The sequence below is a fragment of the Qipengyuania sp. RANM35 genome, from assembly GCF_041021145.2.
Classification (GTDB): Bacteria; Pseudomonadota; Alphaproteobacteria; order Sphingomonadales; family Sphingomonadaceae; genus Qipengyuania; species Qipengyuania soli.
Map to the genome: position 1 here is coordinate 15865 of NZ_CM196433.1, position 26613 is coordinate 42477.

At 64.3% G+C, this 26613-nt stretch carries 30 protein-coding genes, 1 tRNA gene and 1 riboswitch; of the genes, 15 read left to right on the top strand and 16 right to left on the bottom strand.

Going from position 1 to position 26613, the window contains the following annotated elements; genetic code table 11:
- Window positions 1-5: 5 nt before the first annotated feature.
- Window positions 6-1145: a flavodoxin-dependent (E)-4-hydroxy-3-methylbut-2-enyl-diphosphate synthase gene (gene ispG, locus RAM60_RS00085; protein ID WP_369026106.1), complete on the bottom strand. Its 1140-nt coding sequence runs from the start codon at window positions 1143-1145 to the stop codon at window positions 6-8.
- Window positions 1146-1215: 70 nt separating this feature from the next.
- Between ispG and RAM60_RS00090 the strand changes: the two genes are divergently transcribed.
- A complete protein-coding gene (locus RAM60_RS00090; RefSeq protein WP_369026105.1) occupies window positions 1216-2217 on the top strand; it encodes a zinc transporter ZntB in 1002 nt (333 codons plus the stop codon).
- Window positions 2218-2220: 3 nt separating this feature from the next.
- On the opposite strand, the gene RAM60_RS00095 is transcribed toward RAM60_RS00090, so the two are convergent.
- The 4 genes from RAM60_RS00095 to RAM60_RS00110 are packed head-to-tail and all read right to left on the bottom strand — an operon-like array spanning window position 2221 to window position 4192.
- Window positions 2221-2862 (bottom strand): NrsF family protein, encoded by a 642-nt coding sequence (locus RAM60_RS00095; RefSeq protein WP_369026104.1) that lies wholly within the window; start codon window positions 2860-2862, stop codon window positions 2221-2223.
- 1 nt (window position 2863) lies between these two features.
- Window positions 2864-3394 carry a sigma-70 family RNA polymerase sigma factor gene (locus RAM60_RS00100; protein ID WP_369026103.1) on the bottom strand — a complete coding sequence of 177 codons (531 nt, stop codon included), beginning with the start codon at window positions 3392-3394 and terminating at the stop codon, window positions 2864-2866.
- A 25-nt stretch (window positions 3395-3419) separates the two neighbouring features.
- Entirely contained in the window at window positions 3420-3878 is a 459-nt protein-coding gene (locus RAM60_RS00105) for a DoxX family protein (protein WP_369026102.1), read from the bottom strand.
- Between the two features lie 26 nt (window positions 3879-3904).
- Entirely contained in the window at window positions 3905-4192 is a 288-nt protein-coding gene (locus RAM60_RS00110; protein WP_369026101.1) for a BufA1 family periplasmic bufferin-type metallophore, read from the bottom strand.
- A gap of 206 nt (window positions 4193-4398) precedes the next feature.
- Here RAM60_RS00110 and bufA2 point away from each other — a divergent pair, with 206 nt between their 5' ends.
- The 3 genes from bufA2 (at window position 4399) to RAM60_RS00125 (ending at window position 6385) form a co-directional block, all read left to right on the top strand.
- Window positions 4399-4683 (top strand): BufA2 family periplasmic bufferin-type metallophore, encoded by a 285-nt coding sequence (bufA2, locus tag RAM60_RS00115; protein WP_369026100.1) that lies wholly within the window; start codon window positions 4399-4401, stop codon window positions 4681-4683.
- Between the two features lie 110 nt (window positions 4684-4793).
- On the top strand, window positions 4794-5630 hold the full coding sequence (gene bufB / locus RAM60_RS00120) for an MNIO family bufferin maturase (protein ID WP_369026099.1): 837 nt from the start codon (window positions 4794-4796) through the stop codon (window positions 5628-5630).
- A complete protein-coding gene (locus tag RAM60_RS00125) occupies window positions 5627-6385 on the top strand; it encodes an HvfC/BufC family peptide modification chaperone (protein WP_369026098.1) in 759 nt (252 codons plus the stop codon). The genes bufB and RAM60_RS00125 overlap by 4 nt, the downstream gene beginning before the upstream one ends.
- Here RAM60_RS00125 and RAM60_RS00130 read toward each other — a convergent pair.
- Window positions 6379-7341 (bottom strand): SDR family NAD(P)-dependent oxidoreductase, encoded by a 963-nt coding sequence (locus RAM60_RS00130; protein WP_369026097.1) that lies wholly within the window; start codon window positions 7339-7341, stop codon window positions 6379-6381. The genes RAM60_RS00125 and RAM60_RS00130 overlap by 7 nt on opposite strands.
- 10 nt (window positions 7342-7351) lie before the next feature.
- Window positions 7352-7864 (bottom strand): GNAT family N-acetyltransferase, encoded by a 513-nt coding sequence (locus RAM60_RS00135; protein WP_369026096.1) that lies wholly within the window; start codon window positions 7862-7864, stop codon window positions 7352-7354.
- A gap of 46 nt (window positions 7865-7910) precedes the next feature.
- Between RAM60_RS00135 and RAM60_RS00140 the strand changes: the two genes are divergently transcribed.
- Together RAM60_RS00140 and RAM60_RS00145 are read left to right on the top strand one after the other, a co-directional pair.
- A complete protein-coding gene (locus tag RAM60_RS00140; RefSeq protein ID WP_510639957.1) occupies window positions 7911-8102 on the top strand; it encodes a hypothetical protein in 192 nt (63 codons plus the stop codon).
- A 22-nt stretch (window positions 8103-8124) separates the two neighbouring features.
- On the top strand, window positions 8125-9126 hold the full coding sequence (locus RAM60_RS00145; protein WP_369026095.1) for an isoaspartyl peptidase/L-asparaginase family protein: 1002 nt from the start codon (window positions 8125-8127) through the stop codon (window positions 9124-9126).
- Window positions 9127-9211: 85 nt separating this feature from the next.
- On the opposite strand, the gene RAM60_RS00150 is transcribed toward RAM60_RS00145, so the two are convergent.
- Window positions 9212-10303: an OmpA family protein gene (locus tag RAM60_RS00150; protein WP_369026094.1), complete on the bottom strand. Its 1092-nt coding sequence runs from the start codon at window positions 10301-10303 to the stop codon at window positions 9212-9214.
- A 181-nt stretch (window positions 10304-10484) separates the two neighbouring features.
- Window positions 10485-11378: a prephenate dehydratase gene (locus tag RAM60_RS00155; RefSeq protein ID WP_369026093.1), complete on the bottom strand. Its 894-nt coding sequence runs from the start codon at window positions 11376-11378 to the stop codon at window positions 10485-10487.
- 135 nt (window positions 11379-11513) lie between these two features.
- On the opposite strand from RAM60_RS00155, the gene RAM60_RS00160 reads away from it, so the two are divergent.
- Window positions 11514-12170: a c-type cytochrome gene (locus tag RAM60_RS00160; protein ID WP_369026092.1), complete on the top strand. Its 657-nt coding sequence runs from the start codon at window positions 11514-11516 to the stop codon at window positions 12168-12170.
- A gap of 64 nt (window positions 12171-12234) precedes the next feature.
- Here the strand turns inward: RAM60_RS00160 and RAM60_RS00165 are convergent, their stop codons facing one another.
- Entirely contained in the window at window positions 12235-12903 is a 669-nt protein-coding gene (locus RAM60_RS00165) for an RlmE family RNA methyltransferase (protein ID WP_200982050.1), read from the bottom strand.
- Entirely contained in the window at window positions 12900-14132 is a 1233-nt protein-coding gene (locus RAM60_RS00170) for a Ppx/GppA phosphatase family protein (protein WP_200982052.1), read from the bottom strand. The genes RAM60_RS00165 and RAM60_RS00170 overlap by 4 nt, the downstream gene beginning before the upstream one ends.
- Window positions 14133-14322: 190 nt before the next feature.
- Between RAM60_RS00170 and RAM60_RS00175 the strand changes: the two genes are divergently transcribed.
- Window positions 14323-14396 (top strand) — tRNA-Gln (locus RAM60_RS00175).
- A gap of 43 nt (window positions 14397-14439) precedes the next feature.
- Here the strand turns inward: RAM60_RS00175 and RAM60_RS00180 are convergent.
- The gene (locus RAM60_RS00180; protein WP_369026091.1) at window positions 14440-15369 is read right to left on the bottom strand and encodes a TolB-like translocation protein; all 930 of its coding nucleotides are present in this window, start codon (window positions 15367-15369) and stop codon (window positions 14440-14442) included.
- 187 nt (window positions 15370-15556) lie between these two features.
- A complete protein-coding gene (locus RAM60_RS00185) occupies window positions 15557-16780 on the bottom strand; it encodes a cytochrome P450 (RefSeq protein ID WP_369026090.1) in 1224 nt (407 codons plus the stop codon).
- A 101-nt stretch (window positions 16781-16881) separates the two neighbouring features.
- Between RAM60_RS00185 and RAM60_RS00190 the strand changes: the two genes are divergently transcribed.
- Complete coding sequence (locus RAM60_RS00190; RefSeq protein WP_369026089.1) at window positions 16882-18687, top strand: flavin-containing monooxygenase; 1806 nt, start codon at window positions 16882-16884, stop codon at window positions 18685-18687.
- Window positions 18688-18778: 91 nt separating this feature from the next.
- On the opposite strand, the gene RAM60_RS00195 is transcribed toward RAM60_RS00190, so the two are convergent.
- Window positions 18779-19390, bottom strand: a complete 612-nt coding sequence (locus RAM60_RS00195; protein ID WP_369026088.1) for a hypothetical protein — start codon at window positions 19388-19390, stop codon at window positions 18779-18781.
- A gap of 140 nt (window positions 19391-19530) precedes the next feature.
- Between RAM60_RS00195 and RAM60_RS00200 the strand changes: the two genes are divergently transcribed.
- Window positions 19531-20169 carry a TetR/AcrR family transcriptional regulator gene (locus RAM60_RS00200; protein ID WP_369026087.1) on the top strand — a complete coding sequence of 213 codons (639 nt, stop codon included), beginning with the start codon at window positions 19531-19533 and terminating at the stop codon, window positions 20167-20169.
- On the opposite strand, the gene RAM60_RS00205 is transcribed toward RAM60_RS00200, so the two are convergent.
- The gene (locus RAM60_RS00205; RefSeq protein WP_369026086.1) at window positions 20166-20816 is read right to left on the bottom strand and encodes an SOS response-associated peptidase family protein; all 651 of its coding nucleotides are present in this window, start codon (window positions 20814-20816) and stop codon (window positions 20166-20168) included. The genes RAM60_RS00200 and RAM60_RS00205 overlap by 4 nt on opposite strands.
- Before the next feature lie 40 nt (window positions 20817-20856).
- Window positions 20857-20965, top strand: a riboswitch (TPP riboswitch).
- Window positions 20966-21000: 35 nt separating this feature from the next.
- Here RAM60_RS00205 and thiC point away from each other — a divergent pair.
- From thiC to RAM60_RS00220, 3 genes are read left to right on the top strand one after another with little or no spacing between them, the layout of a single operon-like run.
- Window positions 21001-22863: a phosphomethylpyrimidine synthase ThiC gene (thiC, locus tag RAM60_RS00210; protein WP_369026085.1), complete on the top strand. Its 1863-nt coding sequence runs from the start codon at window positions 21001-21003 to the stop codon at window positions 22861-22863.
- Window positions 22864-22878: 15 nt separating this feature from the next.
- Complete coding sequence (locus RAM60_RS00215; protein ID WP_369026084.1) at window positions 22879-23508, top strand: DUF6932 family protein; 630 nt, start codon at window positions 22879-22881, stop codon at window positions 23506-23508.
- Window positions 23501-24430, top strand: coding sequence for a hypothetical protein (locus RAM60_RS00220; protein WP_369026083.1), 930 nt, complete (start codon window positions 23501-23503; stop codon window positions 24428-24430). The genes RAM60_RS00215 and RAM60_RS00220 overlap by 8 nt, the downstream gene beginning before the upstream one ends.
- A gap of 68 nt (window positions 24431-24498) precedes the next feature.
- On the opposite strand, the gene RAM60_RS00225 is transcribed toward RAM60_RS00220, so the two are convergent.
- Entirely contained in the window at window positions 24499-24972 is a 474-nt protein-coding gene (locus RAM60_RS00225; protein WP_369026082.1) for a YaiI/YqxD family protein, read from the bottom strand.
- 67 nt (window positions 24973-25039) lie between these two features.
- Between RAM60_RS00225 and RAM60_RS00230 the strand changes: the two genes are divergently transcribed.
- Together RAM60_RS00230 and RAM60_RS00235 are read left to right on the top strand one after the other, a co-directional pair.
- Window positions 25040-25363 carry a hypothetical protein gene (locus tag RAM60_RS00230; protein ID WP_369026081.1) on the top strand — a complete coding sequence of 108 codons (324 nt, stop codon included), beginning with the start codon at window positions 25040-25042 and terminating at the stop codon, window positions 25361-25363.
- A gap of 288 nt (window positions 25364-25651) precedes the next feature.
- Window positions 25652-26611, top strand: coding sequence for a sulfotransferase domain-containing protein (locus RAM60_RS00235; protein ID WP_369026080.1), 960 nt, complete (start codon window positions 25652-25654; stop codon window positions 26609-26611).
- The last annotated feature ends 2 nt before the right edge of the window (window positions 26612-26613 follow it).

The window sequence follows — 26613 nt, forward strand, 5'->3', positions numbered from 1 at the left end:
GAGTGTTACTCCGCCGCTATCGCATGGGGATCGAAGGCGACCGCTTCCCCTGCCTCGATTTGCGCTGCCTTGGCCTCGACCAGGCGTACGATGTGGTCGAGCATGTCCTCGTTCTCGATGTGGTGGTCCTTGACCCCCGAAAGGTAGACCATGTGCTTGCCATTGCCGCCGCCGGTCAGGCCGATGTCGGTCTCGCGTGCTTCGCCCGGGCCGTTGACCACGCAGCCGAGCACGGAAAGGCTCATCGGCGTCTTGATGTGTTCGAGCCGCTTTTCGAGCGCCTCCACCGTACGGATGACGTCGAAGCCCTGGCGGCTGCACGAGGGGCAGGACACCACGCGCACGCCGCGGGTGCGCAGGCCGAGCGCCTTCAAAATCTCGTAGCCGACCTTCACTTCCTGTTCCGGTTCGGCCGAAAGCGAGACGCGGATCGTGTCGCCGATCCCGGCCCACAGCAGGCTGCCGATGCCGATCGAGGACTTGACCGTCCCGCCGATCAGGCCGCCCGCCTCGGTAATGCCGAGGTGCAGCGGGCAGTCAACCGCGTCTGCCAGCCCATGATAGGCCGCGACCGCGAGGAAGACGTCGCTGGCCTTCACCGCCACCTTGTATTCGTGGAAGTCGTGATCCTGCAGCAGCTTGATATGGTCGAGCGCGCTTTCTATCAGCGCCTCGGGGCAGGGCTCGCCGTATTTTTCGAGCAGGTCCTTCTCGAGGCTGCCCGCGTTCACGCCGATGCGGATCGCGCAGCCGTTGGCTTTGGCCGCGCGGACGACCTCGGCCACGCGCTCGGACGAGCCGATGTTGCCGGGATTGATGCGCAGGCAGGCCGCACCCTTGTCGGCGGCTTCCAACGCGCGCTTGTAGTGGAAATGGATGTCGGCGACGATCGGGACGTTGGCCGCGCGGGTGATCTTGTCGAAGTTCGCGGTCGCTTCCTCGGTCGGGCAGGACACGCGGATAATGTCCGCGCCTGCATCCTCGCAGCGGCGGATCTGGTCAATCGTCGCGCCCACGTCCTCGGTCGGCGTATTAGTCATGGTCTGGACGGTGATCGGCGCATCGCCACCTACGGGGACGCTGCCGACCATGATCTGGCGCGATTGGCGGCGCATGATGTCGCGCCAGGGACGGATAGAGGACATGGGCCGCGATATAGAGGGCGAAGCATGAAGGGGCAATGACACGGCGCGCGGCTTGGGGCATGAGGCTGGCATGAAGGATCCGAACGACGACTTCGAGCATGGAACTCCGCTGCTGTTCGGGCGCGTGCTCGACGGCCGGGGAGGGGGACGCCCGATCACATGGGAGGAGGCGCAGGACTGGTCTCCCCAGGATCCCGCCGAAGTCCTGTGGCTCCACCTCGACCGTACCCGGCCGGGTATGCAGCTCTGGCTCGAAGAGAAACTCTCGCTTCCCGAGCCGACTGCCGAGCTCCTGACCGGCGACCAGAACCGGCCGCGTGCCTTCCGCGAGGGCGATACCCTGGTGGCCACGCTGCGTGGCATCAACTTCAACCCGGGGGCCGAGCCGGAGGACATGATCTCGATGCAGCTGTGGAGCGACGGCCAGCGCCTGATCACGCTGCGCCGCCATCCGCTCCAGACCCCGCGCGAGGTGCTGGCCGCGATCGACCACGGACAGGGCCCGCCCGATGCCGGGGCAACCATCACGCTGCTGGCCGAACTGCTCATCACCCGGATGAGCCAGTCGATCATCGACATGAACTACGTGCTCGACGAACTCGAGGCCCAGGATCCGGACCAGCATGCCGAACGGATGCTGCATCGCATTTCGACCATCCGGCGCAATTGCCTCGCGCTCAAGCGCCACATGGCCCCCCAGCACGAAGCGCTGGAACAGATCAGCCGTGATGCGCCAATGTGGTTCGAAGGGCACGACCGGCGCGAGATTGCCGAGAGCATCGCCCGCCTGCGTCGCTATCTCGACGACATCGACATCAGCAAGGAAAGCGCGGTGGTCCTGCAGGACGAACTGCGCGCCCGCAGCCTCGCCTCGAGCGAGCATGCGACCTATATGCTGACCATCGTCGCCGGTATCTTCCTGCCGCTGAGTTTCCTCACCGGCCTGCTCGGCATCAACGTCGGCGGAATGCCCGGGATGAACGATCCGGACGCATTCTGGACCGTCGCCGCGATCTGTGCGCTCCTGTTCGTCGCGCTGATCGTGGTGTTCCGCCGCCTGCGCTGGCTCTAGCGCCTACCAGCGCACGAGGAAGGGCACGACAATCCGGCCTGCCAGCGCAGCTATCGCCACTGGCACCATGTGCCACAGACCGAGATGCGCGACAGTGTCGAACGAGCAGGAGAGGCCGTAGGAGAACGTGCCCAGCGCTCCCGCAGCAAGCCCGGTGAGAAATCCCGCGCGCGTAGCCGAGACCGGTGCTCCGCGCCGCAGCCACCAGACAAGCGCGGTAGCGGTGACGAGTGACGTGAGAAGCGGAGCGGTGACGCAGTGGAGGGCGAAGGCCTCGTCGATCGCCGCCAGTGCATCGCCGCGGCCGAGAAGGGCGACGAGCGTGGCAGCGGGCAGGATTGCAGTCATTGCCAGTGCCCAGCCCGAACCGGCGTAGGAATTGCCGACGCTCGGCGAGGCCATTCGCAATACCGCACCGGCGCAGGCAAGCCCCAGCAGCAGGAAGGCCAGGTTGACGATCAGGAAGAAGGGTGAGGCCTGCCCGGCGTAGGGGGCCATCCAGATACCCTCGACCAGCGCTGTACCGGTTACCGAAAGTGCGAGCGCCGCAAACGCCACGGCAATGCCGGTGCGATGCGTCATGGGGCTGACCGGGGCGAGGTCGCTCGCCAGTTCATCGATCAGCGGATTGGGAACCCGGTTCATTTCATTCGGCCTTTTCTACGAGCGCGGACAGCTTCTTGAGCCCGCGATGGATATTCACTTTGACCAGGCTTTCGCTCTGGCCGGTCCTGGCGGAGGCTTCGGCAATCGACAGCCCCTCGATCTTGACCAGTTCGATGCATTCGACCTGCTTTTCGGGGAGGAGGACGAACAACCGCTCGAGGCTCATGCGGGCAAGCACCGCTTCCTCGTCGCTGTCGTCGGCGGCGTCGTGGTCGCCAAGCTCGTCCTCGGCGCTGCGATAGACCTTCCTCAGGTGGTCGACCCAGCGATAGCGCGCGATCGCCGCGAGCCAGGGGATGAAGGCGCGGGTCGGATCCCAGCTCGCGCGCTTGGCGTGGAGCGCCAGCATCACCTCCTGGACCAGATCGTCGAGTTGCGCCGGGGCGACGCGGCGACGAAAATAGCGCTCCAGCCACAGCTGCACTTCGGCCAGCAGCACGCGATAGGCATTGGCATCGCCTTTCTGCGAAGCGGACATAAGCCGTGCCAGCGCGCTCTCGTCGGCGATCATCGCGTGCCCTCCGATGCCGAACCTATCACTGCGTCCGCCGCCCGGCGAGCGCCGCGTCGAGCGAAAACAGTCCGCCCCCGCGCGAGACGAGGATCGCGGCCATGGCGAACCACAATATGTGCGTCTGCCACCAGGCCTCGGGATAGACGAAGACCTGGATGACCAGCGTCATGACCAGCAGGCCGAGCGCCGAGAAGCGGGTAAGGAGGCCGAGCACCAGCAGTAGGGGGAGCAGGTGCTCGGCCAGGGTCGCCATCGGGGTCGCAATGGCGGGAGTAAGGGGGAGGCCGGTGTATTCGTACTCGAACAGGGCATAGGCCTGGTCGCTGATCGAAAAGAGCGTGCCCTCCTCGATCTTGGTCCGGCCCGAACGCCAGAAAATCCCGCCCAGCGCAACGCGCAGGACGAGCAGCGCCAGGCTTTCGGGCAGGCGCGAGGCGAGCCAGGCGGTCAGGCTGTCATAGGCGGAAAGCAGGCTGCGCATCGTGGACCTCCCCTCGACTGAAGCAATCAGCGCTTGATCGCGGTGAGCGAGCCCTTGCCCTTGGGCGTCTCGGTCTTCACGCAAGTGCCCTTGGCGACCAGCTTCCAGGCATTGCCCTGGTAATCGCGGGTCGAGGTTCCGGCGCAGCTGGTGCCGGGACCGGCGGCACAGTCGTTCTGACCGGCCTTGGCGATGCCGTAGCACTTTTCCATCTCCGGCTTCTTCTGCGCGGCTGCGGGAGTGCTGGCGAGGCCGGCCGCAACTCCGGCGGTCAGGGCGAGGCCGGCGAGGCGGGCGATCGAATTGGCGTTCATGGCATGTCTCTCGAAGAATGGGTTGTCTGTTCATCGCGGCGATCCCGCCGGATGTGGCCGTCCATTCGCGAAGGTCCGGGGGGAGGTTACGGAGATGCGAAAATATTTGCCGCTGTAACCGGCTGGAGATGCGTTCCGAACTGCCGGGTGTGCCCCGTCGCACACCTCGCATTTCGTACATTCATCTTCACAAGGGATCAGATGCCATGACCACTACCACCCGTCCCGCGATGGCCGCTGCCGCCGCTCTTTTCGCACTCAGCTCGATGAGCGCCTTCGCCGCCGAAGCACCCGCAGGCAGCAGCGGCCGCGCCGTCGGTGCCGACGACACCGTCCACTGCTATGGCGTCAACAGCTGCAAGGGCACTGCCGACTGCGCCACCACCGAACACGAGTGCAAAGGCCAGAACGAGTGCAAGGGCCACGGATTCAAGGCCATGAAGGCCGGCGCCTGCCTGACCAAGGGCGGCACCATCGGCGACCTCGGCTAACCGGGGCGTCAACTTTCGAGCCCCAAGGTCGCTCGAACAGGCGGCCCGGCGTAACCCTCCCCCAACCCGTCCCGCGCCGGGCCGCCACCTCTTTCCTCGCGAGCTATTCCATGACTCACATCGCCCCGTTCTCCGGCTTCGGCCTCGGCCTTCGTCGCACCCACTACGCCGACTTCCTCGGCGGACGCGTGCCGGTCGATTTCGTCGAGGTGATCTCGGAGAATTACATGGTCGATGGCGGCAAGCCGCTGCGCATCCTCGAAGAGGTCCGCGCGATGCATCCGGTCATCCTCCACGGCGTGTCGATGTCGATCGGCTCTGCCCACGGGCTCGACCGAGACTATCTCGCAAGATTGCGAACCCTCGCCGAGCGGATCGAGCCACTGTGGGTTTCCGACCATTTGTGCTGGACGCGCACCAGTGCCCACAACTCGCACGACCTCCTGCCGCTGCCGCTGACCCGTGAGGCGCTGGACGTGGTGTGCGACAATATCGACGCGGCCCAGACCGCACTCGCCCGACCGATGCTGTTCGAGAATCCGTCGAGCTACCTGAGTTTTGCGCAGGACGAGATGGCCGAATGGGAATTCCTGGCCGAGATGGTGCGCAGGACCGGCTGCTACCTGCTCCTCGACGTCAACAACGTCTACGTCAGCGCGCACAACCACTCATTCGATGCGCGCGACTACATCGCCGGCCTGCCGCTCGATCGCGTGCGGCAAATCCACCTTGCAGGACATCAGCCGGGCGAGATCATTGTCGACACCCATGATCGCGCTGTGTCCGATGGCGTCTGGCAGCTGTTCGGCGAGGTGATGAAGCGCTCGATCGACGTCGCAGTGATGATCGAGCGCGACGACAAGATACCGCCACTGCCCAACCTGCTCGACGAACTGGCGATTGCCCGCGACTTCGCGAGCCTGCACCGTGAGCGCGAGGCGGCATGAGTTCGCTGGCGCAGTTGCAGGAGGATTTCCTCGGCCGGATCCTCGCCGAGGATGACGTCGCCGACGACCGCGCCGACGGGTTTGCCATCTACCGCAACAACTACCGCTCCTCGCTGGTCGAGGCTCTGCGCGCAACCTTCGAGCGGACCGAAAGGCTGGTCGGCGCCGATGCATTCCGCACAGCCGCCGCCCACCACTGCATCGCCCATCCGCCCTCGAGCTGGACGCTCGACCTTGCCGGCGCGGGCTTTCCCGACACCTGCGCCGACCTCTTCGCCAAGGATCCCGACGTCTCCGAACTGGCGGCGCTCGAATGGGCCATGCACTGTGCCTTCACTGCTGCCGATGCCGAGCCGCTGGACATGGCTCGCTTCGGTGCGGCGACAGCGAAGTTCGGGGAAGAGGAATGGGCGAGCCTGCGCCTCACTTTCTTGCCCGGCATGGCGAGTACCAGCGCAAGCTTCGACCTTGTCCGCCTGTGGTCCTCGCTCGCCTCGGATGGCAGCGAACCGGACTTGCTATCCCTCGATGAACCGCACTCCGCCATCGTCTGGCGCGAAGGAGAGAGGCCTGTCTTCGTCCTGCGCCCGCAGTGGGAAGGACGCGCCCTTGTCGCCATGCTCGCAGGGTCTAGTTTCTCCAAGGCGTGCAGCCTGCTCGCAGCCGACCTTGGCGAAGATGCCGCAGTGAACGAGGCGGGCCTGATGCTGGCCCGCTGGCTGCGCGACGGGCTGGTCGCCAGCGTTCTTCAGTAAGCGAAGCTTTCCCCCACCAGCTCCTCCGACAACGACCACAGGCGGTCTGCATTACCCGGATCGATGGCATAGCTGCGCACGCCGCCGCTCGGATTGTCGTCGCTCTGGTCGGCGACATGGCAGTCCTCGCAATAGAGCCCGCCTGCACCTTCGAGTTCGTCTGCAGTCGCGGCCCAGCAGCTGGTCGCCGCGCCTTGCGGGATGGTCTTGAACCCCTGCGCCGGAGCGCCGCTCTGCTCCGAATTCTTGCGGATGCGATCCATCATCCACTTCATGTCGTCCTCGGTCATGTGGCGTCCAAGGTTGGTCTGGATGCCGCCGGGGTGCACGGCATAGGCATGGATGCCCTTGTCCGCGAGACGCTGCTCCAGCCCGACGGAAAAGAGGACGTTGGCGGTCTTGGACTGCCCGTAGGCGGTCCACTTCTCGTACTTGCGGCTGTCGTAATTCGGATCGTCGAAATGGACGCCGTCGAAATGGTGGCCACGGCTCGACAGGTTGACGATGCGCGGGTGGTCGCCCTTTTCCAGCAGCGGCACGAGCCGGTTGGTGAAGAGGAAATGGCCGAGGTGATTGGTGCCGAACTGCATCTCGAAGCCATCGGCTGTCCGGTCGAGCGGGCAGGCCATCACGCCGGCATTGTTGATCAGCAGGTCGATCTTGTCGAAGCGGCGATTGGCTTCGTCGGTCGCGCTGCGCACGCTGGCGAGCGATGCGAGGTCGCAGACCAGCGTATCGACCTTCGCGCCGGTCGCAGTGGCGATCTCGTCGGCTGCGGCGGACAGCTTGGTGGCATCGCGGCCGGAAAGGATGACATGCGCGCCCTTCGCAGCCATGGCTCGTGCGGTTTCGAGACCGAGCCCCGAATAGCCCCCGGTTACGAGCGCGGTCTTGCCCGACAGGTCCTTGCCCTCAAGGACGTCATCCGCGGTGCTTTCGAAACCGAAGTTCGCCATGTCTCTCTCCTTACAATGGCAGTTCGTACAGGAATTCCTCGTCGAGCTGTTCGCCGACCTTGAAGTGGATGTCTGCGATCTTGGCGAAGCCGTACCGCTCGTAGAATTTCTGCGCCCGGTGATTGCCGCTCCACACCGACAGCAGCACCGAATCGTGCCCGCCATCGCGCGCGACGTCGAGTGCCCAGTCCATCAGCTTCGCGCCGATACCGGTGCCGGTCATTGATGGGTCGGTATAGAGCTGGCCCAGTTCGAGCGGGTTGGTCGCCTGCGAATGGCCCGCCAGCTTGCTGGGGTAGCGCAGCTTGCAATAGCCGACGATCTGCCCGTCCTCCTCGGCGATGCGATAGGTGCAGGTGTCGCCGGCGATTTCCGCTTCCACCGCCTCGGGCGAGTAGCTCTCGGCGTTGAAGGCGGCGAGGTCTTCCGGGCGGTAGAGGTGGGCGAAGGCCGCGGCGAAGCTCTCCCGGCCGAAATCGGCCAGCTCTTGCGCGTCATCGATGGTGGCGGGGCGAAGCTGCATCGTGCAGCGGCTTAGTCCGGAGCTCGCCGCAATTGAAGAGGTTTGCGTGAAGGGAATCAAATGGGGGCGCGAAGCCCGTGCTTCGCGCCCCCTTTCCCCTCCCCCCGAAGGGCCGGAGCTTTTGCTCCTGGCGCAAGATCCGAATCCGGTGAAAATTGCTCATCGAAATCCGTTCGAGCTTGCGGCTATCACCGATGGCGTATTTTTACAAAACGGTGACTGGGGATTGAGTGGATAACTGTCGGTGCTATCCCACTGCCATGAAATCCATCCCCTCGCGCCTGGCCGCAATCGCCGCCGCATTCGCGGCAATCCTCGGAGCACCTGCCATGGCACATGAAGAGGGAGGGTGGTCGATCGCCATCCACGGTGGAGCGGGCACGCTCGGACGCAAGGACATGACGCCGGAGCGCGATGCCGCCTATCGCGCGGCACTCCGGCAGGCTCTCGATGCCGGAGCTAAGGTGCTGCGCGAAGGCGGCACCGCGATGGACGCGGTCGAGGCAGCGATCGTGATCATGGAGGACGATGCCAGGTTCAACGCCGGGCGCGGCGCGGTCTACACCTGGGACGAAACGCACGAGCTCGATGCATCGATCATGGACGGGCGCGACCGGTCGGCGGGTGCGGTGGCCGGGGTGACCGGAATCCGCCACCCGATCCGGCTGGCGCGCAAGGTGATGACCGACAGTCCCCATGTCATGCTCGCCGGCAAGGGCGCGCAACAGTTCGCCTCCGAACAGGACATAGAGATGGCCCCGCCCGAATGGTTCGACACGCCCGAGCGGCTGGAGGCGCTGAAGCGGCTCAAGGCGGAAAAGCTTTCTGCGATCGACGTCGACATCAAGTTCGGCACGGTGGGCGCGGTGGCGCTGGACAAGTCGGGCAACCTTGCAGCGGGGACTTCGACTGGCGGGATGACCGGCAAGCGCTGGGGCCGCATCGGCGATGCTCCCGTCATCGGAGCAGGCACCTATGCCGACAATGCGGCATGCGCGGTGTCGGCCACGGGCTGGGGCGAGTATTTCATCCGCGTTGGCGTTGCGCGCACGATCTGCCTCAGGATGCAGATGAAGGGCGAAGATGCCCAGACTGCATCCGATGCGGTGATTGCCGAGGTCGGAGCGCTGGGCGGTGACGGCGGCGTTATCGTGGTCGCGCCCAATGGCGATGCCGTCTTCAGCATGAACACCAGCGGCATGTATCGCGGTCGGGCGACCAGCAAGGGTACCAGCGAAGTCGGCATCTACGCCGACGAGTAGGCAGCCCCCGCCTCCTGGACCGGGCAAGCAAAATGGGGCCGGATTGCTCCGGCCCCATCCATGCGTTTCGCAAAGGGGAGCGAAACTACATGCCCGAACCCGGGCCGTAGGTGATTTCGACGCGGCGATTCTGTAGCTCGCGCACGCCATCTGCTGTCGGGACACGCAGCTGCGATTCACCGAAAGCTTCGCTGGCGATCCGGCCATCCGGGATGCCGCGCGAGGTGAGGTACCCGCGAACCGACGAATTGCGACGCTCGGCCAGACCCATGTTGTAGCTGGTCGAGCCCGAGGTGTCGGTGTGACCGGCGAGCATGACGCTGGCCGCGCCGCAGTTCGAATAGGCCGAGACCGCGTTGTCGAGGATCGTCGCCGCTTCCGGGGTGATCGCCGATTCGTCCCAGTTGAAGAAGACGATGTACGGACCCTGCTCGCAAACCGAAGCCGGAGGTGGCGGCGGCGGAGGAGGAGGGGGCGGAGGAGGCGGAGGTGGCGGCGGGGGAGGCGGCGGCGGGGCAACACTGCCGCCGAAATTGTAGGTGAAGGTCCCGAGCAGCGAATGCGAGGTCCAGTCGCCCTTCACGACGCTGGTTCCATTGTCGCCGCCGACATTGAAGTCGTCGACGTGGAAGTAGCGATAGCGCAGGCCGACATCGATGTTGTCGGTCAGCGGGGCGCGAATGCCTGCGAGGCCCTGCCACGCAAACTCCCAGTCGGAGCCCTGCACCAGATCGACACCGCCGGCGGTAATGTCCGTCGTGAGCTTCGCGGCACCGCCGCCCACGCCGAAGAAGAACTGCACGCCGTCGTCGGGGCCGAAGTCGGCCAGGACGTTACCCATGAAGCTCAAGGCTGAGACGTCCGCGTCGAGCGTCGGGCTGGCGATGGTGGCAGTGGGGGTGACGAGCTGTTCGAAATCGGTCTTGCGATAGGAAGCCTCGGCCTCCATCCGGAACTGACCGAAATCGTAGCCGACGATGAACCCGCCATCGAAGCCGAAATCGTCAGGTTCGATGGTCGCACGATCGCCAGTGGGAGGCACGATTTCCGATACGTCGATGTCCTCGACGATCATAGGTCCGAAGCCGGCTTCGACATACACTTCGCCGTCGCGCGCAAATGCTGGTGTGGCAAGCGCAGTCGAGCAAAGCGCAAAAACTATAGGAAGTTTGCGCATAGTTTACCCTCATTAGAATGAATTACCAATTCCAAGAGGAGAACTGTGGATTTAGATTTATAGTTCCCGAGTATATCGATTTTTTATCTTAATCATCGGGCGGTTAGTCTCACCGAAGTCGAGTTCGATATCGTCCGAACGGCGGGATTCCGCCCTTCTCGTGATAATCGGAGAAAGGACTTCACCCGCGCTTTCGTACCTGCGGATAGCTGCCCAGTAGGCGCACCGAATTGGTCTGGAACGCCAGCTCATCAAGCGCAGCGTCGACGCGCGGATCGCCCGGCATGCCTTCGATATCGGCGAAGAACATGGTCGCCGCAAAGCTCGCACCCTTCTGGTAGCTTTCGAGCTTGGTCATGTTGACCCCATTGGTCGCGAAGCACCCGAGCGCTTTGTACAGAGCGGCGGGGATGTTCTTCACCTCGAAGATGAAGGTCGTTATCGTCGGCGTGCCTGCAAGGCTGTGCGGATCGAGTGGATCCTTTGCCAGGACGACGAAGCGCGTGGTGTTGTCATGCGCGTCTTCGACCGCGCTCTCGATGATCTTCAATCCGTAAAGGTCGGCCGCGAGCGGAGGGGCAAGGGCGGCGATGTCGAATTTGCCGCTTTCGGCGACGAAGGCCGCTGCACCTGCCGTGTCGGCATAGCTCATCCCGGTGATGCCGCGCTGGTGGAGGTAGTGGCGCGACTGTCCGAGCGCCTGCGGATGGCTGTAGGCGGCCTCGAACGGGCCCTCGCCCAATGCCATCAATGCATGGGTGATCGGCATGAAATGCTCGGCGACGATGGCGAGCCCGCTTTCGGGCAGCAGGAAGTGGATGTCCGCGACACGGCCGTGCTGCGAGTTCTCGATCGGGATCATCGCGCAGCCCGCGGCCCCGGTCTCGACCGCGTCGAGCGCATCTTCGAAGCTGAAGCACGGCAAGGGAAGCGCATCTGGTGCAAACTGCATCGCCGCCTGGTGCGAATTCGAACCAGGCGCGCCGCCAAAGGCGATGGCGCGGGCAGGCTCGGCGGCGGCGGCGGTGCGCATCGAATCGACGATCGCAAGGGCTGGTTTGGCAAACTGACGCATGGAACTGGCGGTGCTAGGGAGGTGAAAGCGCCTCTTCAAGCGCTATTCCCACACCCGCACTTGCGCGGGCGCGCTTGCTTCACTAGAGCGGCGCGCAAACACCAGACCACTCGTATTCTTGCAGGCAATCACGCAATGGACGACCGTTTCAATACCGCTGCCGGTTGGGTTCTTGGCGCAGGCATCATCGCGCTGGGCGCATCCATCGTTTCAGGCATGTACTTCAAGGCTGACAAGCACGCCCATGTTGAGGAGCCCGGCTTCTTCATCCAGGGCGAAGCTGCCGAAGGTGGCGAAGCCGCTGGCCCCGATCTCGGCACGCTGCTCGCCAGCGCCGATCCTGCGGCTGGCGAGAAGGTCTTCGCCAAGTGCTCGGCTTGCCACACCATCAACCAGGGCGGTGCCAACGGCATTGGTCCGAACCTGTGGGCCATCGTCGGCAAGCCCGTCGGCAAGCATGCTGCCGGTTTCGCCTACAGCTCGGCACTGTCGGGCCATGGCGGCGACTGGACCTATGAAAATCTCGACCATTGGCTGACCAGCCCGCGCGCTTTTGCCGACGGCACCAAGATGAGCTTCGCCGGTCTCGGCAAGGCGGAAGACCGTGCCAACTTGCTCGCCTACCTGAAGGCCAACGGTGGCGGTCCTGATTTCCCTGCCCCTGCGGCCCCGGCTGCGGCCGAGGAAGCTGCTCCCTCGGAAGCGGGTGAAGCACCTTCCGAGGCAGAAGCCGCCGGTGCGATGGGCGCTGACGAGCCGGTTGCCGAAGCAGGTGCCGCCACCGCGAACTGATCGCGAAGGCAAACGAATTTGGAGAGGAAGGCCCCGCTTCGGCGGGGCCTTTTCATTTCAGGGTCTAGGCCTGATCGCCCTTGAAGCCCTGCGCGATCACGTACCACTCGCTCGAACCCTTGCGGCTCGCGGGCGGTTTGGCGTGCTTGACGGTTCTGAAATGCTTCTTGAGCAGGGTAAGGAGGTCGTTATCGGTCCCGCCTGCCAGCACCTTGGCAAGGAACGTCCCGCCCGGCGCCAGGTTCTCGATCGCGAACCACGCCCCGGCCTCGACCAGTCCCATCGTGCGCAAATGGTCGGTCTGCTTGTGGCCGACGGTGTTGGCGGCCATGTCGCTCATGACCAGTTCGGCCTTGCCGCCCAGCGCCTCCTCCAGCACGCGCGGTGCATCGTCGTCCATGAAGTCCATCTGGAAGATGGTTACGCCCTCGATCGGTTCGACCTCGAGCAGGTCGATTCCGACAACATGCGCCTTGGGTTTGACTTTGCGCACCACCTGGCTCCAGCCACCAGGGGCGATGCCAAGGTCGACGACGCGTTCCACTCCTTTGAGCAGGTCGAACTTCTCGTCGAGCTCGATCAGCTTGTAGGCGGCGCGGCTGCGATAGCCTTCGGCCTTGGCCTGCTTGACGTAGGGGTCGTTCAATTGCCGCTGGAGCCAGCGGGTCGAGCTCGCAGTGCGCTTCTTGGCGGTCTTGACCCGCGTTTCGCGATCCTTGCCAGAACGGCTCATACGTCCTGCTCCCGCATGCGCTGGAGCGCGGCGCGACTGCGATCACCTTCCGCGTCGGCGGCGATCAGGCTGCGCAATATGCCCTCGCGAATGCCGCGATCAGCCACGCCAAGCTGTTCTGCGGGCCAGATGTCGAGGATCGATTCAAGGATCGCGCATCCGGCAATGACGAGGTTCGCCCGGTCATCGCCGATACAGGGCAATTGCCGCCGCTCGGGCGCGCTCATCCGCGAGAGCCTAGCGGAAATGTCGCGCATCGACTGTGAGGGCAGGATCAGCCCGTCCACCGCCCGGCGGTCGTATTGCGGCAGTTCGAGGTGCAGGCTGGCAAGGGTGGTAACCGTGCCGCTCGTTCCCAGGAGGCGGATCGGCGCGTCCGATTTGGCCATTTCGCCGATGCGCCGCGCGAAGGGCGCAAAACTTCGGGTGACGATGCGGCGCATTTCGCGATAGCGTTCGATGCGATCTTCTTCGCTGTCTTCCTTGCTGGCGACGCTGTCGGTCAGCGAGACCACGCCCCAGGGCACGCTCATCCAGTCGAGAATGCGCGGAACGGGGCCGCCGGATTCGACCAGCACAAGCTCGGTCGAGCCGCCACCGATATCGAAGATGATCGCCGGGCCTTCGCCTTCGGCCAGCAGGACATGGCAACCAAGCACGGCAAGCCGCGCCTCTTCCTGCGCGGATATGATGTCGAGCATGATGCCCGTTTCGCGCTTCACCCGCTCGATGAATTTCGCCCCGTTGGCGGCACGACGGCATGCCTCGGTCGCGACCGAGCGGGCCAGCCTGACGTTGCGCCGTTTCAGCTTCTCGGCACAGACGTGCAACGCGGCCATGGTGCGTTCCATCGCCTCGTCCGAAAGGCGGCCGCTCGCGGCGAGGCCCTCGCCCAGCCGGACCACGCGGCTGAAGGCATCGATGACCGTGAAATCTTCCCCGCTCGGCCGGGCGATGAGCAGGCGGCAGTTGTTGGTGCCGAGATCCAGCGCGGCATAGGCCTGTCGCCGCGCGCCGTTGGCGCCATCGATCGGTTGCACATTGTCGGTGGGGGCCGGCGCTTTGGGTGGCGGTCGGCGTAGGTCACGCGGCTTTGCTGCGCGCCTTTCGCTGTCTCTCGCCTCGGCCCGGGAGGGGCGCTTGTAGCGGAAATCGGCTACCTTGCCGGACTTGCCGCCCCGTTTTGTCCCGTGCCCCGTTTTTGCGTCCGGCGGAGGATGATCCGCCATAATCGGGAGCTTTCTTTTTTCCTCCCGCGCCAACCACCGGCACGGGGACTTGGGACCGATGCTAGCGATGAAGCGAACTCACGGCAAGCGCGGCGGTTCGCACGGGGTTGACCTTGGTCGCGCGCGAAACTAGATGCGCGGCCTCTCTGCCGGACCGGAGGCGATTCTGCCCGTCCTGCCGAGGTGATGATGCCCCGTCGTCTAATGGTAAGACTACGGACTCTGACTCCGTCAATTGAGGTTCGAATCCTCACGGGGCATCCAGCACATTTCTCACGCAATCATCGGTCGCAGCGGACAGGTCCGCTCAGAAGATGACTTCCTTGGCGCCCGGGGTTGCCTTTTCGCGGCTGGTCCAGAGGATATCCGGCCCGCCCTCTCCAGTGCCGCGGATCGACGCGTAGATCAGATCCCTGCCATCCCAACTGACCCAGGGCCTGGCGTCGAAGCCGGGTGAATTGAGCGACCGCAGGTTCGTTGCCGGTCCGAAAGGCTCGGAAACGCTGGTGCGCGAAGCGACGTGGAGGTCGGGACCACCGGCACCGCCGCTGCGGGTGGAGTCGAAGAACAGCGTCAATCCGTCGTGCGTGATGCTCGGGCGGTTGTCGGAACCGGCGCTATTCACTCCCCCTTCGACCAGGGTCGCCGGACCGAACTCGACCGACTGGTAGATCTTCCCCTGGGTGCCACCGGGCAGGCGGCTGGAAAAGATCATCACCTCGCGTCCCTGCTCATCCTCGTAGAAGGTTGGCGTCTCGTCGAGCCACCCGGGGCGATTGATATTGCCCCCGAGGTTGACCGGATCGGTCCACTCGCCCGCCTGCCAGCGCGCTGCGTAGATGTCGTAGGCGGAATCCTCGCGGTCGCTCGAGAAGAACAGGCGGTGGTCCTGGGTGAAAGTGGGGCAAGACTCATTGGCCGAGGTGTTGATCGGCGCGGGGAGGCGCTGGGGCTCGCCGAAGCCCTCGTCCCGGCTTGCACGGGTCGCCACGAATATGTCGAAATTGCCCGAGCGGTTCGAGTTGAAGAACAGGGTCAATCCGTCGCGGGACAATGAGGCGCAACCGTCGATCGCTGCCGTGTTGATGGCGGTGGAGGAAGCCGGCAGGGCTTCTATGCTGACGGGCGGCGCCCAATCGGCAAAGCGCGGCAGTGCCAAGGCGGCCGTTGCGCAGAGGGCGGTCGAGCCGAGTGCCGCGACAAGGCGGGCCTTCGACAGGGTGGTAGTCTTGGTCATGATCGGTACTCCCGATAATCCGGCTACGACGGGCTCGGGCTGATTGCCGATGCTCGTCAGGGTGTTGCGACCATGACCGGATGTATCGAGAGGGTGGTGACGAGCGGCAATGACGGGCCACCGACGGTTGGCCGACCGATTGCCGATGGTTTGTGAAAGCCGGATTTTCGGCCCGGCTGCTGCTCGCCTAGCCCCGCTGCTCCAGCCTGACCGGCATGGATGTGAACCCGTGCAGGAACGGGCTGGCGAGGCGCGTGGGTTTGCCCTGCGGAACGATCCGCCAGTTGCGCGCCACGATCTCCTCGATCAGCGTCACCAGCTGGACCTCGGCCAGCCGCGCACCGACGCAGCGGTGGATGCCGTGGCCGAAGCCGAGATGGCGGCGGGCATTGGCGCGGCCGACGTCGAAGCGGTCGGCATCGGGAAACACGCTCTCGTCACGGTTGGCCGAGATGTACCACAGCACGATCTTCTCGCCTGCCGCGATCCTCTGCCCGGCGAGTTCGGTGTCCTTTGTCGCGGTGCGGCGCATGTGGGTGACCGGCGATTGCCAGCGGATGATTTCCTGCGCGGTATTGGGGATCAGCGAGGGGTCGGCGTGGAGCCGGTCCAGTTCCTCGGGGAAGCGGTTGAAGGCATCGACAAGCCCGCTCATCGAATTGCGCGTGGTGTCGTTGCCGCCGACGATCAGCAGGGCGATGTTGGCGATCCGCTCCATCGGGGTGAGATTGCCCATGGCTTCGGAATGCACCATCCGGCTGAGCAGATCGTCGGAGGGCGGCAGGTTGCGGCGCTCCTCCATCAGTTCGTCGAAACGGGCCAGCATGCGACCCATCTCCGCCATGAAACGCTCGTAATATTCCTCGCTGCCCGTGTCGGGGGCGACGTTGCTCGCCATGTCCGACCAGGTCTTGATGTCGTGACGGTCCTCGAACGGCATGTCGAACAGGATGCACAGCATCCCCATGGTCAGCGGGATGGATACCTCTTCGACCCAGTCGAAGGTCTCGCCCTGCGGCAGGGCATCGAGCAGCTGCTTGCTACGCGCACGGACCAGTTCTTCGAGGCGGGCCATCGATGTCGGGTTGAATGCCGGGGAGACGACCCTGCGCTGCGCAGTATGGCGCGGCGGGTCCATGGCGATGAAGTTCGGGAATTCGTGGCCGGCAACGCCTTCCTGGATGGTGATGTTGCCAAGCTCCGACGACCAGGTCGCCGGGTCCAGCTCGACCTCCGCGACGAGGTCGTGCGTGGTGGCCGACCAGTAGGGGCCATAGGGGCTGTCCTCGCGCCAGCTCAGCGGGGCGCTGCGGCGCAGTTCGGCAAAAGGCGCGTGCCAGAGGTGTTCGGTGTAGAGCGCATTGTCGCTCACATCGACCGGGGTAGCGGGACGTTCCAGTAACGTTGCCAATGCAGCTCTCCATCTGCGCGACTCAGGCACTTTCGAGTTGCCAGTCTGGGGTCATCATGGAACAGTTGCAATAACAGACGGAATCGACCGGGAGAGGGTGGATGGCCACAGCGGCAAGGGACATCAGTTTCGACAAGGAAGCGCTCAAGCGCAAATATGCGGAGGAGCGCGACAAGCGCCTGCGCAGCGACGGCAGTGCGCAATATGTCCGCCTCGAAGGCAGCTTCGACGAACTGGCCGCCGATCCCTACACGCCAGTGGCCGAGCGCGAGCCGGTGCACGACCATGTGACCTTCGCCTTCATCGGCGGGGGCTTTGCCGGCCTCGTCGTGGGTGCGCGGCTGAAGGCGGCGGGCATCGACGATGTTCGTATCATAGAGAAGGGCGGCGACTTCGGCGGCACGTGGTACTGGAACCGCTATCCCGGCGCGCAGTGCGATACGGCGAGCATGATCTACATGCCTCTGCTCGAGGAAACGGGGCACATGCCGACCGAAAAGTATGCGCATGCTCCCGAGATCCGCGACCACTGCAGCCGCATCGGCCACCACTTCGGGCTTTACGACAAGGCGCTGTTCCACACGCGCGTGACCGGGCTCGACTGGGATGAAGACCGCTCTGTCTGGGTCGTCCGGACAGACCGCGGCGACGAGTTCACCGCCAAGTATGTCGGCATGGGCACCGGCCCCCTGCACGTCGCCAAGCTGCCCGGCTTGCCGGGTATCGAGGATTTCAAGGGCAAGAGCTTCCACACCAGCCGCTGGGACTATTCCTACACCGGTGGGAATCCCGAGGGTGCACCGCTCGACAAGCTGGGCGACAAGCGCGTGGCGATCATCGGCACGGGAGCCACCGCGGTGCAATGCGTGCCGCACCTTGCCAAGGGCGCGAAGGAGCTGTTCGTCTTCCAGCGCACCCCGTCATCGGTCGACGTACGGGCCAATGGCCCGATCGACGAAGACTGGTTCGCCGGCGTCGCCGAAGAGGGCTGGCAGCGTAAGTGGCAGGATAATTTCGCCGCCAATCTGGGTGTCGGCTTCCCTGCCGAAGACTTGGTCAACGACGGCTGGACCGACCTTGCCAAGCGGATGCGCGCGAACCTCAAGGAAGTGCCGCCTTCGGAGTGGACGCCGGCCAAGATGATGGCCGCGTTCGAGGATGCGGACTTCGCCAAGATGGAGCAGATCCGCCAGCGCGCGCAGGAAGTGGTCGACGACCCGACCACGGGCGAGAACCTAAAGGCGTGGTACCGCCAGCTGTGCAAGCGCCCGTGCTTCCACGACGAGTACCTGCAGGCCTATAACGAGCCGGGCACGCACCTCATCGACACCGGCGGCCAGGGGGTCGAGCGGATTACCGAGAAGGGCGTGATCGCGAACGGCGTCGAATACGAGGTCGATTGCATCATCTACGCGTCGGGCTTCGAAGTCGGCACGAGCTATGTCTCGCGCTCGGGCTTCGACATGGCGGGCCGCGACGGCGTCACCTTGTCGGAACGTTGGGGCGACGGCATGCGCACCTTCCACGGCAACCAGATGCATGGCTTCCCTAACGCCTTCATGGTCCAGCCCGCACAGGCGGCGAATTTCATCGCCAACGTGCCGCACAACATCGTCGACCATGCCGACACCATCGCGGCCATCGTCAGCCATGCCGAGAAGGCAGGGGCGAGGACTGTCGAGCCGACCGAGGAAGCCGAGCAGGCCTGGGTCGATTTCATTGCCAGCGGTCCGCCGCGGGCTATCGGCAGCGCCGACTGCACTCCCGGATACTACAATAACGAAGGTGAAGGCTGGGGCGAGAACTCGCGCGTCTTCGTCGGCGATCCGCGCGGTGCGCTGGCCTACTGGGCGCACATGGATGCCTGGCGCAATTCGGGCAAGTTCGAGGGTCTGGAGTTCGGCTAGGCGCTTGAGCGCCTGCGGCACGATCGGTCTCCGAAGCCATGAAAAAGGGGGCGACGTTGCCGCCGCCCCCGATTGGCCAGAGCAGCAGGTGTCAGTCGTCCTGCTCAGGAGCCTTGATCTCGCCTGCGGTCGCGACGGTCGTACCGTTCTGGACCATCTTGGCGCGCTGCGGCCGCGCTTCCGGGGCGACCTTTTGCACCGCGGGAAGCAGCAATGAGGCACGGCGCTCTTCCTTGGCGGCCTGGACGGTGTCGGCGCTTGGGACGGTCGTGCCGTTCTGGCTCATGCCAGGCTTGCCGTCGCGTCCGTCGCCATTCACGTCGCCCACTGCGACGTTGACGCCGCCCTGGAACCGGGGCTGGACGGCAGGAAGGAGGAGACCACGGGTCTCGCCCTGAGGCGCCTGCACGTCATCTGCGGTGGGAACGGTCGTGCCGCCTTCCTGCCGGAAGCCACCATTGCCCGTGGGGGCGGCTTCGCCTTCCTCGACCTTCCAGCTGGCTTCGACTTTCCCCTTCTTGCCTGCCTTCGCAGTGCCCGTCGCGGCATCGACAGCCTCGCGAGCGGTATCCTGTGCCAGTTCCGACAGCTCCTGCTTCACAACCTTCTTCAGGAAGCCGAGCGGGCCAGCATGGGCGGGGACCGCGACGAGCGCGGTGGCGGACAGGGCAGTGGCGCTCGCCAGTGCCTTCAAAGTGTTCATCCTCATCATCACTCTCCGTGTTCGTTTCTTGCATTTCAGCCGCGCTCGGTGGCGCCGACGAATCACCCTCTAGCCAAAAATAGAGCCGTTGTCTAGATTGCGAATCTAGATAATAGTTCTAGAGTGACATCCAGGAAGGGATGAGCCAAAGGCGGACCATGGTTCAGGCGCGCAGCAAGATGACACGGGAGCGGGTGCTCGAGGCGGCGACACAGCTGGTGCTGGAGCGCGGGCACGAAGCCCTAGCGATGAAGGATCTGGTCGAGCTGTCAGGCGTGTCCAACGGGTCGATCTTCCACCACTTCGGTTCACGCGACGGGGTGCTCGAGGAAATCTTCAAGCGCGAGCGACGTGCCTATCTCGCCTATGTCAGCCAGTGCACTCTCGAACACCAGGGCGACCCTTGCGAAGCGCTGGGGGAAGGTGCGCGCGGCGCCCTGATGTTCCAGGCGCGCGATCCGCAGCGCTACTACCGTCTGAACGCGCAGTTCTCGAATTCGGAATGGCTGCGTGAAAAGCAGACGATGTGGAATGACCTCGCCGCCGACATCGAGCGTCCGGTCATAGAGTGGGGCATGCCGCATTTCGCTGCCAAGCGGTTACCCCTGCTTGCCCCCGCATTGATCCAGTCGCTGCTGCTGGGTCCACCGGAACTCGTCTGCAACCAATGGCGGGCGGGCCGGATCGGCGGCCAGCTTGCGGATCATGCCGACACGGTGGCGGCCTATGTCACCGCCGGAATGCGGCACCTTCGCGACATGGGTAACGGGGCGGGCTAGGACCTTCTGGAGTCGGTCGCCTGTCGCACGACCTCGACGAGATCGGCGGGCGAGCGCTCGACGACTTCGCGGGCACGGTCCCAGCTTCCGTGAAGCCACGCCTGTCGTGCCTGTTCCTCGTCGGGCACGACCACAGGCATTGCGGTGCAGCCCAAGTCGCGAGGAGCGCCCAGTGCATCCCTTGTCAGTAGGGCGAAAGCAGGCACCTCCTCGTCCTTCCATACTCCGGCGAAGGCGAAGATCGGCTGGCCGTGCGGCGCGAACCAGTGTTGCAGGCGGCGCCCCTCGTAATCGGTGCCGCTGCCCCACAGCATCACCGCCGTTGCCGGGACGAGACAGCGGAATTCGCTGTTCCTCAAGTTTCCGATCCAGAACGGGCTGTCGGGATTGCGGACGGTCGAAATGCGGCGGGTCATGTCGTGCGACGAGGGTGGGGGCAGGACGCCCCAGAGGCGCGGGGTCATGCGCGGCTCCAGCCTGCCACCGGCAGGGCGCGGTCCGGCGATGAACTCGCGGCCCGCCGTAACGACCGGTGCGAAGTGCTCGGGCGCCACGTAACCGCCCTGCCACGGGTCCTCGCCCTGCCGGGCCCCGAAGCGCGCGGCGACCTCCTGCGCGCTGGCATCGAGACGGTAGAGCCGGGTCATGGGCTGCCACTAGACGCTGACCGGCACAGGGTCTATCGCGCTCCCATCCCCGGGGAGCGCGCGTGCGCTGAGAGGGAGGTTTCGCACCCTCCGACCCGTCGAACCTGAACCGATTAGCATCGGCGGAGGGAGTGGAGCGGCACCTCGCCCGTATTCCGCTCTCCGCCATCTGGAGAGAATACGCATGGCCGACATCAATTCGCAGTTCGACATCGGCGTCACCACCGGGCCCATTCGCGGCAGCCGCAAGATCCATGTCGGCAAGCTCGGCGTTGCCATGCGCGAGATCGACCTCGAGGGCGGCGAGCCCAGCGTGCGGGTCTACGACACCTCCGGCCCCTACACCGACCCGGCGGCGCAGATCGACATCCGCAAGGGCCTGCCGCAGCTGCGCCGCGAATGGCAGCTCGCCCGCGGCGATGTCGAGGAATACGCCGCGCGCGAGGTGAAGCCCGAAGACAACGGCCAGCTCGGCCCCGACCGCTCGGGCGGCGTCCCGGCCTTCCCGAATGTCGCCAAGACCGTGTTGCGAGCCAAGCCCGGCGCGAACCTCAGCCAGATGCACTACGCCCGTCGCGGCATCATCACGCCCGAGATGGAATATGTCGCCGAGCGCGAGAACCTCGGCCGCGAATTCATCCGCCGCGAGGTGGAAGGCCAGAGCTGGGGCGCCGCGATCCCGGAGTATGTCACTCCCGAATTCGTCCGCGACGAGGTGGCGCGCGGCCGCGCGATCATCCCCTCCAACGTCAACCACCCGGAAGCCGAACCGATGGCGATCGGGCGCAACTTCCTCGTCAAGATCAACGCCAATATCGGCAACTCCGCCGTCGCCAGCGACGTCGCGAGCGAGGTCGACAAGATGGTCTGGTCGATCCGCTGGGGCGCGGACACGGTGATGGACCTCTCCACGGGCCGCAACATCCACGACACCCGCGAATGGATCATCCGCAACAGCCCCGTCCCCATCGGCACCGTGCCGATCTACCAGGCGCTGGAAAAGGTCGGCGGCATTGCCGAGGACCTCACCTGGGAGATCTTCCGCGACACGCTGATCGAGCAGGCCGAACAGGGCGTCGACTATTTCACCATCCACGCCGGGGTGCGTCTGCCCTATGTGCCGATGACTGCCAAGCGCGTTACCGGCATCGTCAGCCGTGGCGGCTCGATCATGGCGAAATGGTGCCTCGCGCATCACAAGGAGAGCTTCCTCTACGAGCGCTTCGACGAGATCACCGAGATCATGAAGGCCTACGACATCGCCTATTCGCTGGGCGACGGCCTGCGCCCCGGCTCCATCGCCGACGCCAATGACGAAGCCCAGTTCGCCGAGCTCTACACTTTGGGCGAACTGACCAAGCGCGCCTGGGAACAGGACGTGCAGGTGATGATCGAAGGCCCCGGCCACGTGCCGATGCACAAGATCAAGGAGAACATGGACAAGCAGCTGGAAAGCTGCGGCGAGGCGCCGTTCTACACCCTCGGGCCGCTCGTCACCGATATCGCGCCCGGCTACGACCACATCACCAGCGGCATCGGCGCGGCGATGATCGGGTGGTTCGGCACCGCCATGCTCTGCTACGTCACGCCCAAGGAACACCTCGGCCTGCCCGACCGCGACGACGTGAAGGTGGGTGTGGTCACCTACAAGCTCGCCGCCCACGCCGCCGACCTCGCCAAGGGCCACCCGGCCGCCAAGGTCCGCGACGACGCGCTGTCGAAAGCCCGCTTCGAGTTCCGCTGGCGCGACCAGTTCAACCTCAGCCTCGACCCCGACACGGCCGAGCAATACCACGACCAGACCCTCCCGGCGGAAGGCGCCAAGACCGCCCACTTCTGCTCGATGTGCGGGCCCAAGTTCTGCTCGATGAAGATCACGCAGGAAGTGCGCGACTTCGCGGCGAAGCAGAACTCGGACAGCTACCTGGCGAGCCAGAACATCAAGCGCGAGACCTCAGCCGAAGAGGCTGCGGTAGCGGAGAAGGGCATGGAAGAGATGAGCGAGGTTTACCGCGAGAAGGGTGAGAAATTGTATTTGCCAGAATAAGGAAGCTTAACTTCCTTGATTTACTGCCCATTTTCCGCCTTGATGCGGGAAGGGGAGAGAAATTTGATACCACCATTCAATCTGAATGGCGTTTTGCCGCCGTTTATTGGAGCGACGCCAGGCGCTCAAATTGCTTTCTCGTCTCCATATTCTTGCACGAGCGTCGAACTAGTGCAGCGATTTGCCACGTCCGAGCGTCGCCGCCGATTGTTAGAAGGGCTGTTCCAATTCCGTGCGAGCTTGCGCGAAAGCGGAATTGTCTCTGGCTTTCAGTGGTTGGATGGGAGTTTCACGGAAAACGTTGAGTCTGATGGTCGTGAACCAAATGATATTGATGTTGTTACGTTGGCATACCGACCGGAAGGGCTGACCCTGAATTTGCAAGGGTGGACCGAGTTCGTGGCGGATCAGGGCAAAGGTGGCATCTTTGATAGAAATCGGAATAGAGAACGCTTCACATGCGATACGTTCTTTTTGGATTTGAACACCGTTCCACACATCGTCGCTCGGCAGGCCGCTTATTGGACGGCCTTGTTCTCTCATCAGCGGAACACATTTCAGTGGAAGGGCATGTTAGCTCTGCCGCTTCACACCGATGACACAGACGCGATAGCCGCGCTCGCTGAAGGTGGTGAAGATGAGTAAGCTTCAACGAGCAGCACTGGAGAGCGAACGAGCCAGCCTTCAGGCCTTAATTGCCGAGGCAGCGGAATCCGACCCGTTGGGTACATTGTCGCTTCGTCAGCGCCTTGTAAGAATCGAAGAAGACTTGGTCGAACTCGATGAAGATAAGCATTATGCCGATGTAACTCTATTGTTTTATGGCAAGCCGGTAGATGGTTCGCGGGGAATTGATGCAGAATTTGCGGGCAAAGCTCTGCAATCATATCAGTCCGCCCTTTCGAAACACATGAATTCGCTGACTGGCAGGGCACTCGGTCGGAGAGGGCCAGTTCCCGAACGGAGCTTGTCACGAATGAATATTGTCGATGTCGTACACGGATCATTCGGGTTTCGTCTCGAGGAGGACAACGAGGAAGCCCAAATGTTCGATACGTCACTTCGTCACGCGGTGACGGCTATATCCAAAATAATTCATGACTTCTCTGACCCTTCAGATGCAGTTTTTGAGCAAGCCATTGAGGATATCGATGGTCGCACGTTCCTTTCCGTAAAGGCCTTCATTCAGCTGCTGCGAAATGAGGAAGCAAAGTTCAAGTTGGTCGACGACCAAGAAGAAATCGAACTCGACGAGGCGAAGGTCGAAAGAGCCTATCAGCGTGTAGAGCGTACCGAGGTTATCGAAAATGAGGATTTCATAAGCGGGACCTTGGTGGGAGTGATGCCTGTTGCAAGGAGGTTCGAGTTCAACCTTGATGGAACCGAGGAGATCATATCAGGCCCTATCGATGCCCGTCTAAGCGCGGACTTTCTCGAGAGGATCGAGAACGACGAACAGTTCATCGGCAGGCCTTGGCGTGCTTCGGTAAGGATCAGAACTGTGCGCAGACCTGATGGTCGCGAAAAAATCGAGTACATCCTTACTGGTCTAGTCCAGCCGGAGTAGCTTATCGCGATGTGATTAGCCTTCGAGCAATCTACCGGCCGGGCAACTCGCTTGCTGATTTGGCCACTTCACCCCCGCCCCAACCCCACCAGCACCCGGTCCAGCGCCTGCAGGAAGTTCGACCGGTCCGCCTTGCTGAACGGCGGAGGGCCGCCGCCCATTCCGTCCATCCCGGCGCGCAGATCTTCCATGATTGCGCGGGTGGCGATGGCGCTGCCGATGCTGGCGGCGTCGAAGCTCTTGCCGTCGTGGCGCAGGACCGTCGCGCCCGCCTTGAGGCAGCGGTCCGCCAATAAAATGTCGCCGGTCACCACCAGCGTCCCCGGCCCGGCGTGCTCCGCGATCCAGTCGTCCGCCGCGTCGAAGGCGTCGGAGACCGTCACCCGCTTCACCCGCTCGCTCACCGGCACGCGGAACATCTGGTTACTGACCACGCGGACGTGCGCGCCGTGGCGTTCGGCCACGCGGTAGATTTCCTCCTTCACCGGGCAGGCGTCGGCATCGACGAGAATGGTCACGACTGGCTGCGCAGGGTCGGTCATCGGGGGAGGGGTTAGCGCAGGCCTTGGCGCTTTCCTACACCCCGCCATCCGTGCCTAAGCTCGCCGGATGGACCATCCTGCACCCCCTCCCGCTCGCCCGAAGCCCGACAACGCCCGCTGGACAGGGGAAAAGGCCTCGACCTTTCTCAAGCTGCTCGGGCGCTCCGGCAAGGTGGCGGCTTCGGCGCGGGCGGTGGGGATGAGCCGGCAGGCGGCCTATCGCCTGCGCGCGCGGGCGCCGCGGTTTGCCGAGTACTGGGACATGGCGATCGAGGTGGCGGCGAAGCGCAAGGCCTCCTCGCGGCGGGGTCGCAAGCCCGTACACCCGCTGCTCGACAAGCGGCCCCTGCCGACGCCTGCGAAGGGTGACGGACGGGCACGCGGAGGGTGACGGCGGTGCGGGCACAAGGTGACGCTTGCGACGCGCGCAGGGTGACGGGCGGGCCTCCCCGGGTGACCGCTCGCGCGGGCAGGGTGACATTCCGCTCCGCAGGGTCACGCTTTCGCGCCCCACGGTCACGCAAAGGCGGCTTTTTACCCTGGACCGTGTTCCACCTGTTCCACCTGCGGGTTACGCTTTCGCCTACCCGCAATTGCCCCTGTCCCTCGCGCCGAGCCTCGTTATGATGCGGGAAAACGGGCCGCGCCATGCATTCACTGGGGGGAGGGGAAAGCCGCCATGCAGCAAGCTCGACTGGTCCGTCCGGCCACGCGCCACGTTCGTTCGCTCATCTTCGACAGTGCGGGGTGGGACGACTTCCCCGTGCGCAGCGACGACATCGTCATCTCCACCTATGCCAAGTGCGGGACGACCTGGACGCAGCGCATCGTCGGCTCGCTGGTCTTCGGCAGCGCCGCGCCCTTTCCGGTGCAGGACAGCTCGCCCTGGCCCGATTTCCGCATGCCGCCGCCGGGCGCGATGGTGGCGCTGGGGGAATCGCAGACGCACCGGCGCTTCCTGAAGTCGCATCTGCCGTTCGATGCGCTGCCGGTCTACGAGGGGGTGAAGTTCATCCACGTGGCGCGCGACGGGCGCGATGCGGCGATTAGCCTCTACAACCACAAGCTCCACTACACCCCCTTCACCGTCGAGCGGATGGAGGAATTGAATCGCGAGGACCCCAAGTTCGGCGGCGATCACGTCCCCTTCGTGCCCGAAGGCGGACCGGGACAGCACTTCCATGACTGGCTGCACGGCTGGGAAAACGCGATGGGCGACGAGGGTGCGAACTACTGGGTGATGGAGAACAGCTTCTGGGCCGCGCGGCGCGATCCGAACGTCCTGCTGGTCCACTTCAACGACCTCAAGGCCGACCGCGAGGGCGAGATGCGCCGGATCGCCGGCTTCCTCGGGATCGACATCCCCGAAACCCTGTGGCCCGAGCTGGTCGAGGCGGCGGGGTTCGATGCGATGAAGAAGAAGTCCGACGACCTGCTGCCCAATGCGGTGAACATCTGGAAGGGCGGCGGCGACACTTTCATCAACAAGGGAACCAACGGCCGCTGGCGCGATGTCTACGACCCGCAGGACCTCGCCGATTACGACCGCATGGTAGCCGCCGAGTTCAGCCCTTCGCTCGCCGCATGGTGCGAGGGCGGCAGGCTGGTCGCAGGCGATCCGCGCGAGTTGCCCGATTGAGC